The organism is Sulfuriferula nivalis (assembly GCF_009937995.1).
Lineage (GTDB): Bacteria > Pseudomonadota > Gammaproteobacteria > Burkholderiales > Sulfuriferulaceae > Sulfuriferula > Sulfuriferula nivalis.
On sequence record NZ_AP021881.1, the window covers coordinates 2875726 to 2892236 of the forward strand.

The 16511-nt window shown below is 43.2% G+C and carries 17 protein-coding genes; 6 read left to right on the forward strand and 11 right to left on the reverse strand.

Annotated elements, in window-relative coordinates; all coding sequences use genetic code 11:
* Positions 1-38 precede the first annotated feature (38 nt).
* The 11 genes from SFSGTM_RS14095 to SFSGTM_RS14145 all read right to left on the reverse strand — a co-directional run bounded on the left by SFSGTM_RS14095 (position 39) and on the right by SFSGTM_RS14145 (position 10247).
* Positions 39-914, reverse strand: a complete 876-nt coding sequence (locus tag SFSGTM_RS14095; protein WP_162085720.1) for a phospholipase D-like domain-containing protein — start codon at positions 912-914, stop codon at positions 39-41.
* A complete protein-coding gene (locus tag SFSGTM_RS14100) occupies positions 889-1938 on the reverse strand; it encodes a CoB--CoM heterodisulfide reductase iron-sulfur subunit A family protein (protein ID WP_162085721.1) in 1050 nt (349 codons plus the stop codon). The genes SFSGTM_RS14095 and SFSGTM_RS14100 overlap by 26 nt, the downstream gene beginning before the upstream one ends.
* A gap of 1 nt (position 1939) precedes the next feature.
* Positions 1940-3280 (reverse strand): heterodisulfide reductase-related iron-sulfur binding cluster, encoded by a 1341-nt coding sequence (locus SFSGTM_RS14105; protein ID WP_162085722.1) that lies wholly within the window; start codon positions 3278-3280, stop codon positions 1940-1942.
* 38 nt (positions 3281-3318) lie between these two features.
* Complete coding sequence (locus SFSGTM_RS14110; protein ID WP_198420565.1) at positions 3319-4002, reverse strand: 4Fe-4S dicluster domain-containing protein; 684 nt, start codon at positions 4000-4002, stop codon at positions 3319-3321.
* 228 nt (positions 4003-4230) lie between these two features.
* A complete protein-coding gene (dsrE2, locus tag SFSGTM_RS14115) occupies positions 4231-4740 on the reverse strand; it encodes a sulfur carrier protein DsrE2 (protein ID WP_162085723.1) in 510 nt (169 codons plus the stop codon).
* Positions 4741-4805: 65 nt separating this feature from the next.
* Positions 4806-5033, reverse strand: a complete 228-nt coding sequence (locus SFSGTM_RS14120) for a sulfurtransferase TusA family protein (RefSeq protein WP_162085724.1) — start codon at positions 5031-5033, stop codon at positions 4806-4808.
* Positions 5034-5071: 38 nt separating this feature from the next.
* Entirely contained in the window at positions 5072-5392 is a 321-nt protein-coding gene (locus SFSGTM_RS14125; RefSeq protein WP_162085725.1) for a rhodanese-like domain-containing protein, read from the reverse strand.
* Between the two features lie 74 nt (positions 5393-5466).
* Entirely contained in the window at positions 5467-6402 is a 936-nt protein-coding gene (locus SFSGTM_RS14130; protein ID WP_162085726.1) for a dimethyl sulfoxide reductase anchor subunit family protein, read from the reverse strand.
* Positions 6403-6440: 38 nt separating this feature from the next.
* On the reverse strand, positions 6441-7136 hold the full coding sequence (locus tag SFSGTM_RS14135; protein WP_162085727.1) for a 4Fe-4S dicluster domain-containing protein: 696 nt from the start codon (positions 7134-7136) through the stop codon (positions 6441-6443).
* A gap of 17 nt (positions 7137-7153) precedes the next feature.
* On the reverse strand, positions 7154-10033 hold the full coding sequence (locus SFSGTM_RS14140) for a molybdopterin oxidoreductase family protein (RefSeq protein ID WP_162085728.1): 2880 nt from the start codon (positions 10031-10033) through the stop codon (positions 7154-7156).
* Complete coding sequence (locus SFSGTM_RS14145; protein ID WP_162085729.1) at positions 10017-10247, reverse strand: hypothetical protein; 231 nt, start codon at positions 10245-10247, stop codon at positions 10017-10019. Before SFSGTM_RS14145 ends, SFSGTM_RS14140 begins: the two co-directional genes overlap by 17 nt.
* A 47-nt stretch (positions 10248-10294) precedes the next feature.
* On the opposite strand from SFSGTM_RS14145, the gene SFSGTM_RS14150 reads away from it, so the two are divergent.
* The 6 genes from SFSGTM_RS14150 (at position 10295) to coaE (ending at position 16505) form a co-directional block, all read left to right on the forward strand.
* Complete coding sequence (locus SFSGTM_RS14150) at positions 10295-10600, forward strand: hypothetical protein (RefSeq protein ID WP_162085730.1); 306 nt, start codon at positions 10295-10297, stop codon at positions 10598-10600.
* 106 nt (positions 10601-10706) lie between these two features.
* Positions 10707-11978: an HlyC/CorC family transporter gene (locus SFSGTM_RS14155; RefSeq protein WP_174237423.1), complete on the forward strand. Its 1272-nt coding sequence runs from the start codon at positions 10707-10709 to the stop codon at positions 11976-11978.
* A gap of 79 nt (positions 11979-12057) precedes the next feature.
* Positions 12058-13776, forward strand: coding sequence for a type IV-A pilus assembly ATPase PilB (gene pilB / locus SFSGTM_RS14160; RefSeq protein ID WP_162085731.1), 1719 nt, complete (start codon positions 12058-12060; stop codon positions 13774-13776).
* Positions 13777-13819: 43 nt separating this feature from the next.
* A complete protein-coding gene (locus SFSGTM_RS14165) occupies positions 13820-15046 on the forward strand; it encodes a type II secretion system F family protein (RefSeq protein WP_162085732.1) in 1227 nt (408 codons plus the stop codon).
* Between the two features lie 2 nt (positions 15047-15048).
* A complete protein-coding gene (locus SFSGTM_RS14170) occupies positions 15049-15903 on the forward strand; it encodes a prepilin peptidase (RefSeq protein ID WP_162085733.1) in 855 nt (284 codons plus the stop codon).
* Positions 15903-16505 carry a dephospho-CoA kinase gene (coaE, locus tag SFSGTM_RS14175; protein ID WP_162085734.1) on the forward strand — a complete coding sequence of 201 codons (603 nt, stop codon included), beginning with the start codon at positions 15903-15905 and terminating at the stop codon, positions 16503-16505. The genes SFSGTM_RS14170 and coaE overlap by 1 nt, the downstream gene beginning before the upstream one ends.
* Positions 16506-16511 lie beyond the last annotated feature (6 nt).

Consider the following 16511-nt stretch of genomic DNA (forward strand, 5'->3'; position numbering starts at 1 on the left):
CTATTACTCAATGCTTATACAATTTAATCCGTGAATAACTAATCAGTTAATGTTTCACGCCGCACTCTTGACAATCCAACCTTCGCAGGTGCATCTATACCCAAAAACTTTTTAATATGATCACTAGGTCCACTGGCCCTGCCAAAATCAGCACTTAACATACCTTCAGCCATAGAACGGAAGTATTCGGCATACGCTTGTGCCTGAACCAAATCCACCCAGAAATGCACATCTTTATAAAGCCCTTGTTCAGCAAGTTGCGTCGCTAACCATGTTCTAGCACCTTCATACATTTCTGGACTGTTGCCTAACGGCACATCCGGCATTGTATCGTTACCACGAATAAATTCGCGCAAAGCACCGCTAACTGTATTTTGATCCCATACCCATCGAGTCATCAGTGGATACTTTATAGGATTATTAAAATGCAGCAGTTCAGCACCAAAATCGAATGCCGCACGCTTATTTTTAGCAGCCAGCTTTCTGGTCTCTTTGTCTGCACTATCATCGCACACGACTACATCAGAGAACTGATCAAGCCTATCAAGCAAACTTGCTTTACCGTATAACAAATTCCTTACCCGCTCACGCGCACTATCTATCCCTAACGTTTCTATTGATGGATAGACCCGACGACGAGCCGAAAAAACCGTTTCCAATAATGCTTCTACACTTTCCATGCTCAATTCTGTTAGCTTTTCTTCAGCTAGCAAATTTGAAAACAACTCATGCTTTGCTTGTAGACTTGCTAAAAACGCATCAACACCAGCATCCTCTTCCGCATTTTTTTGCAATGCGGAAAATTTCTGCTGAAATTGGCGGGCATCAAGCGGAACTGAAAGCTCAGCCGGAATAATTAAATCCGGCTCACTCTCAGCTGCTATCTGATTAGGCTGCTTTTTGAACCAAAGCATTCATATCACCCACAGCGCGCATAGCCATTGCCAAGCCATGAGAGATACTAGTATCGATATCTTCTGGACCCAATGCTGCACCACCGACGTAAACACCACGGCGAGTACTACTAAAACTGCTGGTGTACTGCTCGCCCTTGTCTACGAATCCGTGCTTTTCCAAACCTATGCCAAACACTTTAGCAAGTTCTGGATTTTCTTCGTTTGGATCCATACCGATAGCATGCACAACGATATCCATAGGAATAACGATAGGGCGTTTAACAAGAGTATCTTCACCCTTAACTAATAGACGACCATCAGCTGATTTGGTTACTTCTGCGATACGGGCTTTAACAAATTTAGTCTTAAACTCTTCCTGTGATTTCCAGTAGAACTTATCTTCATACAGACCAAATGTGCGAATATCCATGTAATAAATGAATACTTCAGTCGTAGGCGAAATTTCTTTAATTTCCATTGCCAAATTTGTAGATACAGTACAGCAAATCTTTGAGCACCATTCACGACCAATTTGACGATCACGAGAACCTACACACAATAGAATTGCAACACGCTCAGGCACACGACCATTCGATGGACAAGCAATTTTACCTGTACCAACCATTTGCTCCATCTGAGTAGTTGTCAACACATCTTCATGCGTACCAAAACCCCACTCAGGCTTATTGATAGAATCAAAATGTGTAAATCCTGTACCCAGAATAATGCTACCAACATTTGCAGTTTGGCCATTAGAAAGTGTCACTGTGAAATTACCAGCCTCACCCTCAACCTTAACAACTTTTGTTGATTTGTGTATGGTCACGTTAGGACTATCTTCAACGCGCTTTACCATACGACCAATCGCATCTTTAGCCCATTCACCAGAAGGAACCAATTTCGCATAACCAGATAGAATTGGCGCACCGCCTAAGACAGATTCCTTTTCTACCAAGATTACTTTCTTACCAATAGATGCCACGCCAGCTGCTGCGGACAATCCTGTTGGGCCTGCGCCCACTACTAAAACGGTATCAGACATTTTATTGACGGCCTCCTAATGCCAGCTCTGGGTTATATAAATACTCAATGTTTCCTGCTTCTACTTCTTTTAAGTAAGCCTCAAATGTTTTCTTGGCTTCAGTCCAAGAAACACCCATTTTCTCAACCAACTCTTCACATGGTGATGCATGCCATTGCAATTGTACAATTTTAAATGGGTCTGCTCCGCATGCCAAAGCAGCGAATTGTATATCAGCCATAATAGGCACTGCAAAATTGTTATCGTGAGCTTTACCAATCCACTGGTTCTTGTCCATGGTAGTAATACAACCAGTATCAATACCCAACATTACGTCAGCGTTTGCTTCCTCTCTAACAACACGAATTTTACGATCCATCGTGAATGAACGTGTAAATTCACGTTCAGAAATAATGTGACGGAAACCAAAACCACAACAGTCATACCAAGTTGAATAGTCAATTAACTGCGCACCAAGCGCTAAAGCAACAGAACTACCAACTGCAGTACGATTACCACCCAAAACATCAGGATCATAAATTGCATCTTCATGAACCATTTTGTAATAGTGACAAGCCGCATGCATAGTAACGCGTATGTTTGAGACATCTACAGTTTGCATCTCTGAAGCAATACGGTTGCGAACAACGTGTACCCATTCTGAGTAGTGAATGATCTCTTCTGGTATAACCAACTTACCATCAACCAAACGACCCAACTTTCCTAATATTTTAGTAACGCGCTCACGCAACTCAGCAGATTCTACTAAATATTTACGAATTTCTTTATAGTTACCAAAAGAAGTACCACAGTGAACTAACGGGAAAAAGTGACCAGCTTCAAATCCATGCTGTTTACCAGAAATATACGCTTGGTGGAAATTACGCATAAACACTGCAGCTAAAGACTCTACGTTACCGATACCTGATCCATGGTAATTCCATGCTGTACATGAAGTTTGATCTGTCTCATCCAAGTAGTCTTTACCTGGTACATAACCAAAGTTATTCATGAACCACAAGATTGATGTCGGGTAACCTGGAATATTGCCACACTGACCACATGATTTGTGATGCCACAATTGTGTCGTTGGGACTTTTTTTGCCCAACCAAACAAAGTGTTGACTTCAACTGGCTTGTGATCATCAGTGATACGGTGAACGATAATTTGACCGTCCTTTTCGAGCTCCCACATATGATCGCGGATATCATCCATACGCTCACCGAGATCGACAGTACGCTTATCTACGTGTTTACGAACCCACTCAGTTGCCGTAGCTGCTTCTGCACCTGATAGATTTGTTTGCTGGAAGAACGACCCGTGACCAGCAATTCCTTCATTTTCATTGCCTATATTACTCATGGCATATCTCCTAAAATTAACTTACAGAATTGATAAAATCAGTCTTCTTCCTGCTCTTCCAACCATTCTTCATACTCTTCGCGCTTCTCGTCAATGAAATCTTCGATAACGTCAAATAAGTTTTCATCCATTGCTTCTAACGAACTTAGAACACCTGTCATTTCCCAAATTGTGTACATCTCTACCGATGTCTTTAATGAAACTTCCCAAGCTGTATCAGTTGTTTGCAATGTACGAACTGGAATTGCCTTACGTAAAGTTTTCAGATCGCCTTCAACTTTTTGTATGTTAGGACCCCAGTCTGGAAAGTGATCTGGCTGGATCATGTCTGGAGACAACTGGTTACCTGTTGTAATCAGTTTCAACATTACACGACCAAACGGGCGAAGCACATCTTTAGCCGACTGCATACCATGCTTAATCGACACTTCACGCATAATCATCACCAATCCACCTGGTGAGTTCTTAAATGGACAACGAGCAGCACATGTCATGCATTGAGCGCACGCCCAAATTTTCTCCTGCATTGCATCGTAAATTTGCTCCACATTTTCTGTCCACAACAACTGGACAATTTCACGTGGACTGTAGTCATAAAATTGCGCTGATGGACATGTTGCAGTGCAAATACCGCAATTCAAACATCCATTCAATTCATGGTCATAACGAAAATCGCTACGAATATCATCATAAATTTCGCGCATTTCAGCGTAAGTTGCCATTATGCACCTCTCGTTTAGTCGTGCCGCTACAATAAATTAAAACTGGAACCATAGTCGTTATAGTCCAGACTGGTAAAATATCAAGATAAACCATTAAGCTATCTCAATCAACTATAATTTTGATATCAATTAGACGTTACTATTGATAATTAGACAGCGCAGCTGATTGCCGCGCTATTATTGATTGAAAAACAACGATTTTGTCGCTGCTTTTCCAATCCTGCTTGATTACAAGTACAAGCAAATATCTGAATCACCTGCAAATGAGAAGAATGAAGCCGCGCCAACATAATCTACGCCATCAATGAACTCACTGTGATCAAAGCCAAAAAGCTCTACAGTCATTTGACATGCCAAGAATTTCACATCGCACTCATGGCACATGGAACGTAGATCTTCTACTGTAGCAACACCATTGTTAGAAATCGACTTCTTCATCAGTACAGTTGCAACAGCTTCATAACCTGGCACGATTGCCTGAATCGCATTTGGAACATTCCAATTAATCCCACGGAACCACTTAGGCCCGAACGGCATCTTCATAGGCATACCAGGATTTCCCAGCGGGCTAACTCTTAGGAAAGAAAGATCCTTGCGCACTAACTGCAACCCGTAGAATGTAAAGAAAATCTCTACAGAATAATCCAAAGCCGCAGCTGTTGAAGCCAAGATAAATGGCGGGTACGCCCAATCCAGCGTGCCTTTTGTTGCAATGATTGCAAGTTTCTTTTGTTCCATGTCTATCCCTCAAATTTTGAGACTGACCAAACATTCAAAATGTTTGGCACATCAATTATGTTTATTTATTTCTTCTTCATAAAGAAAGTAAATTCAGCACCAGCTTGAGCAGATGAAAGCAATTCATTACCTGTTTGCTTAGCAAATGCTTCGAAATCTTTAATAGCGCCTGGATCTGTTGCAACAATTTTCAACACTTGACCAGTAGTCATATCAGCCAAGCTTTTCTTGCAACGCAAGATTGGCAATGGGCAGTTTAAACCTTTTGCATCTAATTCTTTATCGAAATTCATTACTCATCTCCTTAAATTTAAACAAAAACACCAAAAAACTATATCGCAGATAAAGGGCGGCCTGAACGTATCCAACCCATTATCCCTCCCTGCAAATTATACACCTCAACCAATCCCTTTGAAGCCGCGAAGGCTGAAGCTTGGGCTGAGCGTCCTCCAGACTGACAATAAAACACCACTGCTTTATCGGCCGGCAAATCTTGTGCTTTTAATGGGAGCAAATGCAAGGGCAAATGTATTGCACCTTCTATTCCTCCGCGTGAAACCTCAGCATCTGTACGCACATCAATTAACATGCATCCTGTCTTGGCTATTAAATCATCCAAACCTTGCACATCAATCTCTTTAAATCCGTACATAACTACCCCAAAATAACGAAAGTTTACTAATATACCAAAATGCAGTATCCAAGCAAATAGTTTTCTTTATTTTTTTAAGTACGCTGTGCGCCATGATATAAATTAATAACATGCCGCGCCTCTGCAAAAAACAACCAGCGCTCTGCGACTACACCAATTACAGCAAGCATTACCGCAATATATATATCACCTTGGGAAGTTAGCCCCATTGATAACATTACTATTGGTAATACAAATCCTAGTAAAAACACCACAACTTTTAACATCAACGCGTATTTACGTGCAATCTTAAAACCAAACTCTTCAGTTAAAAATGTACCGTGCGTATGCCCCGTATCCAGCAATCGCACCGTTCCACGAGTAAAACCTGTTGCAGTATTAATTGTTGATGTTGCACCTGGCTTACCAATCCAAAAATAGTAAATTGCTTTAAGCACACCTGCGATAACCGTTAACGCAATACTTATTGCAACATACCCATCCATTTTCACTAAACTGCCATTCACTATTATCAACAGTAGCAGCCCGCCCAGCAAATGACCCAGCGCCAAATAATTAGCTGGCACCAAGGGTGAGTTCCATTGCCGTATAGTTTTCAAACATGCATATATCATTCCCGTGCTGAATATAGTCACCCATGCCAATATAGCTGCCAACACACCGAATATCATCTTAATAGTGGCAAATTGGCTCATATCCAGCCAAGTCAACCCCAAATATGCAATTGCAAATGGATAGAACATAACAGCGAACACGCCTTCCCTGGACAGCCAGGAAGTGCGATATCGGCTAAACGCCCTCCATGCATTTTTTGGATTCGCCAAATGGAACACTGACGATGACAAACCTGCGGCCACAAGGAACAAAGCCAAACTACCCGCCGTTAGCTTTTGATCAATCGACAGACCGCCACCCAAGCCCAGCAAATCAGCCAATACTAGCAACGCAAATAAACCAAAACCAGCGCCGGAGCTAACTGTAAAAAAAATCACGGAAAATGCGGGATGCATTATTTACTCCATCTAGAATGAATATGTATAAAACGTACTTAACGTTTTACTACTTTATTAACAATACCCTTTAATCTATCTTTAAAGCCTGACTTACCCATATTGTCAGTAGATATTGGCGTAGCTTTGCGCACTGGAAGGTAATGATTAGTAGGGTTATAACCTAACTCAGGCATTAATTGATAACCACCACGCTCACGAATGACAACACTCACAGCAGAGTTTGCATCATCCATGTCACCAAACATCCGAGCATGCGCAGGACATGTTAATACGCATGCGGGCTGACGCTCTTCAACTGGCATAAACGTGTCATATATACGATCAATACACAAAGTGCACTTCTTCATTGTGCCAGATTCTCTGTCCAATTCCCGAGCGCCATAAGGACATGCCCATGAGCAGTAATTACATCCCATGCACTTGGTTTGATCAACCAAAACAATACCATCTTCCGCACGTTTGTATGACGCACCAGTTGGGCATACCGTCACACAGTCCGCATCTTCACAATGCATACATGACATAGGAAAATTAATAGTCTTATTGTTGGGATACTCACCCACTTCGTAACTACGTATACGATTAAACCAAACCCCGGATGGCTGAGCTCCATAAGGTTGATAATCAGTCAACGGAGCAGTCGCACCAGACGCATTCCATTCTTTGCAGGCAATCGCACAAGCATGACACCCCACGCACACATCCAAATCAATTACTAAACCTAATCTCATTTATCTCTTCCTAAAAATCAAGCCTGTTCATTATCTTCTGGACGCGTGCTATAACGCAGCGTATCAGGGCGCTCACCATCATCCCATGGCAATGGCTTCAATGGAGGGAACTCTGGCCAACTGCCTGTCTCTCCTTCAGCTGCCTTGGATATCTTCACGCGCAAGTCAAACCATGCCGCCTGTCCCGTAACAGGGTCGGAATTAGTAATGCGACGCTCACCCTTTTTAGCTGGAAGCAACTCTGAAATAAGGTGATTTAGCAGAAAGCCATTTTTAGCTTCCGATGCTTCTGGCTTCAGACCCCAAGCACCACCCTGCTTACCAATTGCATTCCACGTCCATACTGTATTTTCTTGCGTACCTTCCATAGTGCGCATTTGGCAACGAATCTTGCCGTTATGCGACTCAACCCAAATCCAGTCAAAATCTTTTAATCCCATACGGGTAGCCTGACCACGATTCATGTACATATAGTTTTGCGCAAGTATCTGACGCAACCATACGTTTTGCGAATCCCATGAGTGATACATCAACATTGGACGCTGAGTTAATGCGAAGAACGGATATTCATTTGCATCCACACGCTCTTGTTCCAACGGCTTATACCACATAGGCAATGGATCAAAATAGGTTGCCAGGCGTTCGCGATCTACTGGATTATTAGGCTGAGGCCCATCATACAAACCCTGACCCGCCAATCTAAATTTTTGCAGTGGTTCTGAATAAATTTGCATCGTAATCGGCTCGGACTTACCTACGAAACCAACTTCAGCAGCAATATCCAAATACTCCTTGTTTGCAAAACGATTGTATTTTTGACTGTCTGGCCAATGGTGCGCAAAGAAAGACTCGTTTTCTATGTACTTTTCCCATTGTTTTGGATTTGGCTCGCCCTTAAGCGACTTTTCACCATTTTTACCACGCCAACCCGCAAGGAAACCTATACCAGGCGCGCGCTCATAATTGACGATAAAATCAGGATAATCCTTGAATTTAGGCGTTCCATCTGCATTAGTAAACGCTGGAAACTTGAGACGCCCCGCCAACTCCACCATCACTTCTTGCCATGGGCGCACATCCCTATCCAGCTTCAATAACGGATAACGGATTGCATCAGCAGCTGCATCAGGCTCTGATATAGGTCGGTCTAACAGCGAAATCGTATCATAACGTTCCAAATAGGTTGTATCCGGCAATACCAGGTCAGCAAAGTTAACCATTTCCGAATGGAATGCATCAACGACTACCAAGAACGGGATCTTATGTTGATCTGGTTTAGCCGGATCCTTTTCTCGTAACATATCCTGCACATTCTTGGTATTCATTGTCGAATTCCAAGCCATGTTAGACATAAACAGCAACAATGTATCAATAGGGTATGGATCGTGGTTTGTTGCGTTAGTAATTACCATATGCATCAAACCATGAGATGCAATAGGTATTTCCCAAGAATAAGCCTTATCGATCCGCAATGGATTACCCTGCTTATCTATTACCAAATCTTCTGGGCGTGTTGGAAAACCTAGCGGTGTTTTTGATAATGGCGTATTTGGTGCATTGATTACATCGATATTGTTTTCCGGCAACTGATGCGGCGGAATTGGCTTAGGGTAAGGCGCTCGCGCACGGAAATTACCTGGGCCATCCAGCGCACCCAACATAATCTGTATCAGATGAACTGCACGACAAGCATGGAAACCGTTGGAATGTGCAGCGATACCACGCATCGCATACATTGCTACCGGACGGCCTATGACTTTATCATGCTGACGACCCCAGCTATCGGTCCACTGTATATCTAGCTCTACTGTTTCTTTGAACGCCACATGCGCCATCTCTAACGCCATGCGCTCTATAGTTTCTGCAGACACACCACATTCCTGCGCAACATTTTCGGGCGCGTAACGATCATCTAAGTAACGCTCTGCAGTTAGCGTCATGACCGTTTTAACTGGACGACCATCAGGAGCAACATAATTCCCAAATAATGCAGGGGCTATATCTTTATCCAGCCCATTTACAAATCCAGCCTTTTCTATGTCCCAAACCAGAGGATTACCCTGCTCATCACGCAAGAACAAGCCATGGCCTTTCTGCCCAGGAGTATCAACCACCAGCCAAGCCGAGTTCGTGTAACGAACCAGGAATTCCCAGTCAAACAATTCACGTGACAACAAGACATGCACTACAGACAGCGCCAGCAGACCATCCATACCCGGCTTAATAGGTATCCATTCATCAGCGATTGCAGAATACCCTGTACGCACAGGATTAACTGAAACGAACTTCCCACCATGGCGCTTTAGTTTCTCTAAACCAATTTTAATTGGATTGGATGAGTGATCTTCAGCTACGCCCCACATTATGAAATACTTGGCATAATCCCAATCTGGCGCGCCAAATTCCCAGAACGAGAAACCTATAGAATACAAACCTGCCGCCGCCATATTGACAGAACAAAATCCACCGTGTGCAGCCCAGTTAGGCGTACCAAACTGTTGCGCCCACAAACCTGTTAACGCCTGCATCTGATCTCGACCAGTAAAGAAAGCAAGCTTAGAGGGATTCGTGGCGCGAATATCAGCCAGACGCGTGGTTAACATATCCAACGCCTGATCCCATTCAATCTCAACAAACTCACCACTACCACGCTCAGCGCCAGGCTTGCGCATCAACGGTTTACGCAACTTAGCAGCAGAATACTGTTTCATAATGCCCGCAGACCCCTTGGCACACAACACACCCTGATTGGTAGGGTGATTGCGATTACCTTGAATAAAGCGGACTTTATTCTCTTCCAAAGTCACTTTAATACCACAACGGCACGCGCACATATAACAAGTGGTGAACTTGATTTCTTGATTGTCGTGATTTTCTATTTTAACGATAGCGTTCATAATTGAATAACGGAATAGGTTTAAGGTTAATACACCAGAATTTCATATTTTCCCCCATGCACAACACTTTAGGCAAACTATAATCTTTAATGGGGCTATAAATATTATCAAAAGAACTTCTTCGCTTAGCTAGTTGTTTACGCCCCTGACTTTCCATGCTATATTTTGCTATATTTTTTGCAGCCGTTTCTGGATTCACCACATCTTTATTCATTTAAAATCAAGCGTTACGCTTTAGCAATTACTTTTAGGAGTGCAGCAGTGGACAAGACCAACTTTAAAGAAAATACTCGTTACACAGTAGCTTGGCGTGCAACAGATGGCAAAATTCGCCCAGCAAACATTTACGTTTATAAAATGTTTGAATCTGCGATGATTGCACGCATGACGGACAAAGCAGGATTTTTATACAAAATTGCTTATGACGACATTACCAAGATTGTTAAAGAAATTGCTGTTGAAACAGAAAACCAGTTCCACATTCCAGCTGCAGTGCTGGATGAGAAGGTTTGGAAAGATCGCTCCATGATGGAACGTTACTCTTCTTCGCCACACATGGGCAAATAAGCAATTAACACCTAACGGCGATTTACTCGCCGTTTTTTATTCCCGCTTGACAACCATTCTCCAAGCGCTAAACTGAATCACTCCTACATACTCGTTTTAATTTAGCTTGAACGACATCCCTATTGCCATCCTATTGGCGGCACTTTTTGTTTTACTTGCGCTATCTGCATTTTTTTCCGCCTCAGAAACCAGCATGATGGCACTTAATCGCTATCGTTTACGGCACCTAGCCAACCAAGGCAATCAGAATGCCAAACGCACCGCATTATTGCTAGCCAATACAGACAAACTGCTGGGTGTAATTTTACTAGGCAATAATTTAATCAATGCAGCATCTGCCACCCTAGTCACCATCATTTCAATCAGACTATTTGGTAATAGCGAATGGGTGCTAGGTGCAGCAACACTTGCCGTCACCTTTGCAATTCTGGTGTTTAGCGAAGTCACACCTAAAGTGATAGGCGCAGCTTACCCTGAAAACATTGCGTTACCTGCCAGCTTCATCCTGCGCCCGCTATTGACACTAGCCTACCCCATAGTCTGGTTCGTCAATCTTTTTGTGCAAGTTCTACTCAAAGCGTTACGACTAAAGCCCAACAACGACACAGGACACACTTTGGGAATAGAAGAGCTCAGAACCATCATTTTTGAATCAGGAAAACTACTCCCCCCTACCCACAAGAGCATACTAATCAACTTATTAGACTTGGAAAACATCACCGTGGATGACATCATGACGCCACGAAGTCAGATGGAAGCCATCGCGCTGGATGATTCTGCAACCAATATTACCAAACATCTTATCAGCAGCCACCACACACGCATCCCTATTTATCGAGATCAACCCAATGAAATAATCGGTATACTTCATCTACGTGACATTGCTCGCGATCTGCGCCAACAAGACATTAGTAGCGACATCATCCTTGCCAACGTAAAAACTCCATACTTCATTCCCTCTGGCACCTTATTATTTACTCAATTACGCCAATTCCAAGAAAACAAACGCAAGTTAGGCATCATTGTAGATGAATATGGCGAACTACTCGGCTTGCTTACCCTGGAAGATATACTTGAGGAAATAATAGGTGAGCTAAGACAAACCTCCCACAATCACTCCCTGGACTGCATCCCTCAGCCCGATGGAAGCTGGCTGGTTGAAGGAGGCACCCCTATACGAACCATCAATCGTCGGCTTAAGCTTGCTCTACCAGAAATCGGCCCGAAAACACTCAACGGCCTAATTTTAGAGCGACTAGAAGACATACCTGAATCAGGCACCACCATCAAAATTGCCGACCACCCTATCGAAATAATGCAAATACATGACAGAGCAGTTAAGACTGCACGCATCTACCCGAAACAACCTACCACCTAGCATCTTTACAAAAAAAAATTAACAGCGCATTATTACCAAGCAAGAACCCATTCCAACTAAAAATTCAACTTCGAGACTAATGGCATCAAACTCAAACCCCATCATATTGACAGGTCTTGCGCGCGCACTAGTTAGCCAACAATGGCTCACCAATGACGAGGCAGAGGCCATTATGAAAGACGCCAAAGCCAGCAATGAACAATTCGTCACCCAGCTGCTAAAATCCAAGAAAACTACGGCCGTTAAATTAGCTGAGTTTGCGGCAGTACAATTTGGTTTTCCTTATTTTGATTTAAATGCGATAGACCCTGAAGTCATACCCAACAAACTGTTAGACAGCAAACTGATACAAAGTCGTCGCGTCGTTGCACTATATCAAAGAGGTACCAAATTAGCGGTTGGGCTGTCCGACCCAACCAATTTACAAGCCATCGATGACATAAAGTTTCAAACATCACTGACTGTTGAAGTTATCGTTGTTGAAGATGACAAACTTGGCAAACTCATTACTCAAATTAGTGAAAGCAGTAACAACACCATCGCCAATTTGGCGGGTGACGATGATTTTGAACTTGATCTTACTGACGACGCTACACAAAATGCAAAAAATGCTGAAGAATCCCAAGAAATCGATGACGCTCCAATTGTTCGGTATCTGCAAAAAATACTCTTAGATGCTATCAATGATGGTGTATCTGACATCCATTTCGAGCCCTACGAAAAATATTACCGCATACGCTACCGATTAGACGGTGTGCTACGCGAGATCGCGCAGCCTCCATTAGCAATTAAAGACAAACTGGCTTCCCGCATTAAGGTCATCTCGAAACTCGACATTTCAGAAAAACGCGTCCCACAAGACGGGCGCATGAAACTCGTGTTATCAAAAAACCGCGCAATCGATTTCCGCGTCAGCACCCTACCCACCCTGTATGGTGAAAAAATTGTGATGCGTATTCTTGACCCAACCAGTGCAACATTGGGTATTGAAGCATTAGGATATGAACCCAAGCAAAAAGAGCTGCTGCTAAACGCAGTACAACGCCCCTATGGCATGGTGCTCGTGACCGGGCCAACAGGTAGTGGTAAAACTGTCTCGCTGTACACCTGCTTAAACATCCTGAATCAGCCGGGCGTCAACATCGCTACAGCAGAAGATCCAGCTGAAATTAACTTGCCTGGCATAAACCAAGTTAACGTGAATGATAAAGCGGGCTTAACCTTTTCTGCCGCATTAAAGTCGTTTTTGCGACAAGACCCAGACATCATCATGGTCGGTGAAATACGCGATCTGGAAACAGCTGAAATCGCGATTAAAGCCGCACAAACAGGTCACATGGTGCTATCAACACTGCATACAAATGATGCACCATCCACATTGACCCGTTTAATGAATATGGGAATCGCTCCATTTAACATAGCATCCAGCGTCATCATGATTACCGCGCAGCGACTAGCTCGGAAATTATGCAAGTGCAAACAACCTATAGACATACCAAAGGAAGCCTTGTTAAGAGCTGGGTTTGCTGAGAGCGAGCTTGATGGTAGCTGGAAACCCTATCATGCTGTTGGTTGCGATCTTTGCAAAGGTACAGGATACAAAGGAAGGCTAGGCATTTACCAAGTCATGCCCATAACTGATGAAATGCGCCGCATCATTATGAGCAACGGCAATGCAATTGACATTGCCGACCAGGCGCGCCGCGAAGGTGTGAGCGACTTGAGGCGCTCTGGTCTAAATAAGGTCATTACAGGACTGACCTCACTAGAAGAAGTTGAGTCAGTTACTAACGAATAACCCCACTAATCAAATAACTAAATCAATACGGGAGAAACACGATATGGCTGTTGCAAAAAAAACACCCACAAGCAAAGATGTTGCTTATAGCTGGGAAGGAACTGACAAATCAGGCAAAACGGTTAAAGGTGAGATGATAGCCGGCGGCGAGGCTGTGGTGAGCTCCACTTTGCGCCGCCAAGGTATTAATGTTAAAAGAATAAAGAAAAAGGGTAACTTGGCAGGCAGTAAAAAAATCACAGCCAAAGATGTTGCCTTATTTACCCGCCAACTCGCAACCATGATGAAATCTGGCGTACCACTTTTACAAGCCTTTGACATTGTAGCTAAAGGGCATGCTAACCCTGCTGTACAGAAGTTATTGATTGACATTAAAACGGATATAGAAGGCGGTACAAGTTTAAGTAAATCTTTCGCCAAACATCCACTTTACTTCGATACACTTTATGTCAATTTGGTTGATGCAGGTGAGCAAGCAGGTATTTTAGATGGCGTACTGGATCGCCTAGCGACTTATCAGGAAAAAATAATTGCGATTAAAGGTAAAATTAAGTCCGCATTATTCTACCCACTTTCCATTATTGTCGTTGCATTTGTTATTACTGCGGTGATTATGCTTTTTGTCGTTCCCGCATTTAAGGAGTTATTCAGTAGCTTCGGTGCCGACTTACCCGCACCAACCCTCATTATGATGAGCATTTCTGACTTCTTCGTTCAATATTGGTGGTTAATATTTGGCTCTATAGGCGGCGGATTCTGGTTCTTTTTCTACACATGGAAACGGTCTATCAAAATGCAAGAAATCATGGATAGAGCAATGCTTAAAATGCCAATTTTTGGCGTTATTTTAGAAAAAGCCGCCATCGCACGCTGGACACGCACACTCTCAACCATGTTTGCTGCTGGTGTGCCCCTAGTTGAAGCATTAAATTCAGTCGCAGGCGCTGCTGGCAACATCGTTTTTTATCACGCAACCATGAAAATCAAAGCAGAAGTCACTACAGGTACCAACCTCACAATTGCCATGCAGAATACTCATTTATTCCCTAACATGGTACAACAGATGGTACAGATAGGTGAAGAATCGGGTGCACTTGATTCTATGTTAAGCAAAGTTGCTGACTTTTATGAAGCTGAAGTAGATGATGCAGTTGCATCTATTTCCAGCTTGATGGAACCTGTTATCATGGTCATACTTGGCGGTTTAATTGGCAGCATGGTGGTCGCGATGTACTTGCCAATTTTCAAAATGGGCAGCGTGGTCGGTTAAACATGCTCACACTTCTGCAAACCAACCCCCTCTGGTTTACCGTTACTTGTGGCATTATCGGTTTACTGGTGGGGAGCTTCCTCAACGTGGTAATTTATCGCTTGCCGAAGATAATGGAAAACGAATGGCGTGTTCAATGCGCGGAGTTGAATCAAACCAGCTTGCCAGATCAGCCACCGTTTAGCCTGTCAATTCCACGCTCTGCGTGCCCTACATGTGGTCATGCCATCACCGCTTTAGAGAACGTTCCCATACTAAGTTATTTATGGTTACGAGGAAAATGTCGTGGCTGCCAGACTCGCATTAGCGTACGTTACCCTGTCGTGGAAGCCATCACTGGCATATTAACCGCAATCACCGCTGCCTACTTTGGCTATGGCACAGCCTCTCTAGCAGCCATTGTATTTGTATGGGCACTCATTGCACTTACATTTATTGATTTTGATACTCAATTACTGCCTGACAACATTACCTTACCTTTACTTTGGCTAGGACTACTGGCCAATATGCAAAATACCTTTACCCCTTTAAATTCAGCTGTCATCGGTGCGATGATGGGCTATTTAAGCCTATGGTCTATTTATTGGTTATTCAAACTTATAACTGGAAAAGAAGGTATGGGTTATGGTGATTTTAAACTGCTTGCTGCAATCGGTGCCTGGCTAGGCTGGTCCATGCTGCCTATAGTCATCCTGCTTTCTTCTGCAGTAGGCGCAGTGGTCGGAATCATACTGATCGTCGTTGCTAAACAAGGACGCTCAATTCCCATACCATTCGGCCCTTATCTTGCAGGTGGTGGATTAATTGCACTATTTTGGGGTAAGGAAATCATGCAAAGTTACCTCGCCACACTCTAATGACTTACTTGGTAGGACTGACTGGTGGCATAGGTTGCGGGAAATCAACTATCGCCAATTTTTTCAAGGAATTAGGCGCTCATATTATTGATGCCGATGAAATTTCACATGCCTTAACTGCACCATCAGGGATAGCGATTGAAGCCATTAAACAAGCATTTGGCAATGAATTCATAGATGACCTCGGCGCCATGCATCGCGCCAAAATGCGTGAATTAATCTTTTCCGATCCTGACACGAAACGTCAACTAGAAAACATTTTGCATCCATTAATATATCAACAAGTTTTGGCTAAGATTAACCAATTACAACACACACCATACATATTGCTGGTTATCCCACTACTTATTGAGAGTCCCAAGTATTTAGCCTTGGTGCAACGTATCGCTGTGGTCGATTGCGATGAGCCACAACAAATCAGTCGCACTATGGCTCGCAGCCACCTGACAGAAGACACCATCCATAAAATCATGGCCTGCCAGATTAGTCGAACCCAACGACTACAGCACGCTGATGATGTTATTAGCAACCAAAATGAACTCGTACTGACAAAAGCACAGGTAACTGCCTTACATGCTCAATATCTCAAGATGAGAAATTAATATTAA

Bases quoted from the DNA above. Each gene is read 5' to 3' on its own strand.
- SFSGTM_RS14095 (WP_162085720.1), bottom strand. From the start codon at position 914: ATGCTTTGGTTCAAAAAGCAGCCTAATCAGATAGCAGCTGAGAGTGAG.
- SFSGTM_RS14100 (WP_162085721.1), bottom strand. From the start codon at position 1,938: ATGTCTGATACCGTTTTAGTAGTGGGCGCAGGCCCAACAGGATTGTCC.
- SFSGTM_RS14105 (WP_162085722.1), bottom strand. From the start codon at position 3,280: ATGAGTAATATAGGCAATGAAAATGAAGGAATTGCTGGTCACGGGTCG.
- SFSGTM_RS14110 (WP_198420565.1), bottom strand. From the start codon at position 4,002: ATGGCAACTTACGCTGAAATGCGCGAAATTTATGATGATATTCGTAGC.
- dsrE2 (WP_162085723.1), bottom strand. From the start codon at position 4,740: ATGGAACAAAAGAAACTTGCAATCATTGCAACAAAAGGCACGCTGGAT.
- SFSGTM_RS14120 (WP_162085724.1), bottom strand. From the start codon at position 5,033: ATGAATTTCGATAAAGAATTAGATGCAAAAGGTTTAAACTGCCCATTG.
- SFSGTM_RS14125 (WP_162085725.1), bottom strand. From the start codon at position 5,392: ATGTACGGATTTAAAGAGATTGATGTGCAAGGTTTGGATGATTTAATA.
- SFSGTM_RS14130 (WP_162085726.1), bottom strand. From the start codon at position 6,402: ATGCATCCCGCATTTTCCGTGATTTTTTTTACAGTTAGCTCCGGCGCT.
- SFSGTM_RS14135 (WP_162085727.1), bottom strand. From the start codon at position 7,136: ATGAGATTAGGTTTAGTAATTGATTTGGATGTGTGCGTGGGGTGTCAT.
- SFSGTM_RS14140 (WP_162085728.1), bottom strand. From the start codon at position 10,033: ATGAACGCTATCGTTAAAATAGAAAATCACGACAATCAAGAAATCAAG.
- SFSGTM_RS14145 (WP_162085729.1), bottom strand. From the start codon at position 10,247: ATGAATAAAGATGTGGTGAATCCAGAAACGGCTGCAAAAAATATAGCA.
- pilB (WP_162085731.1), top strand. From the start codon at position 12,058: ATGGCATCAAACTCAAACCCCATCATATTGACAGGTCTTGCGCGCGCA.
- SFSGTM_RS14165 (WP_162085732.1), top strand. From the start codon at position 13,820: ATGGCTGTTGCAAAAAAAACACCCACAAGCAAAGATGTTGCTTATAGC.
- SFSGTM_RS14170 (WP_162085733.1), top strand. From the start codon at position 15,049: ATGCTCACACTTCTGCAAACCAACCCCCTCTGGTTTACCGTTACTTGT.
- coaE (WP_162085734.1), top strand. From the start codon at position 15,903: ATGACTTACTTGGTAGGACTGACTGGTGGCATAGGTTGCGGGAAATCA.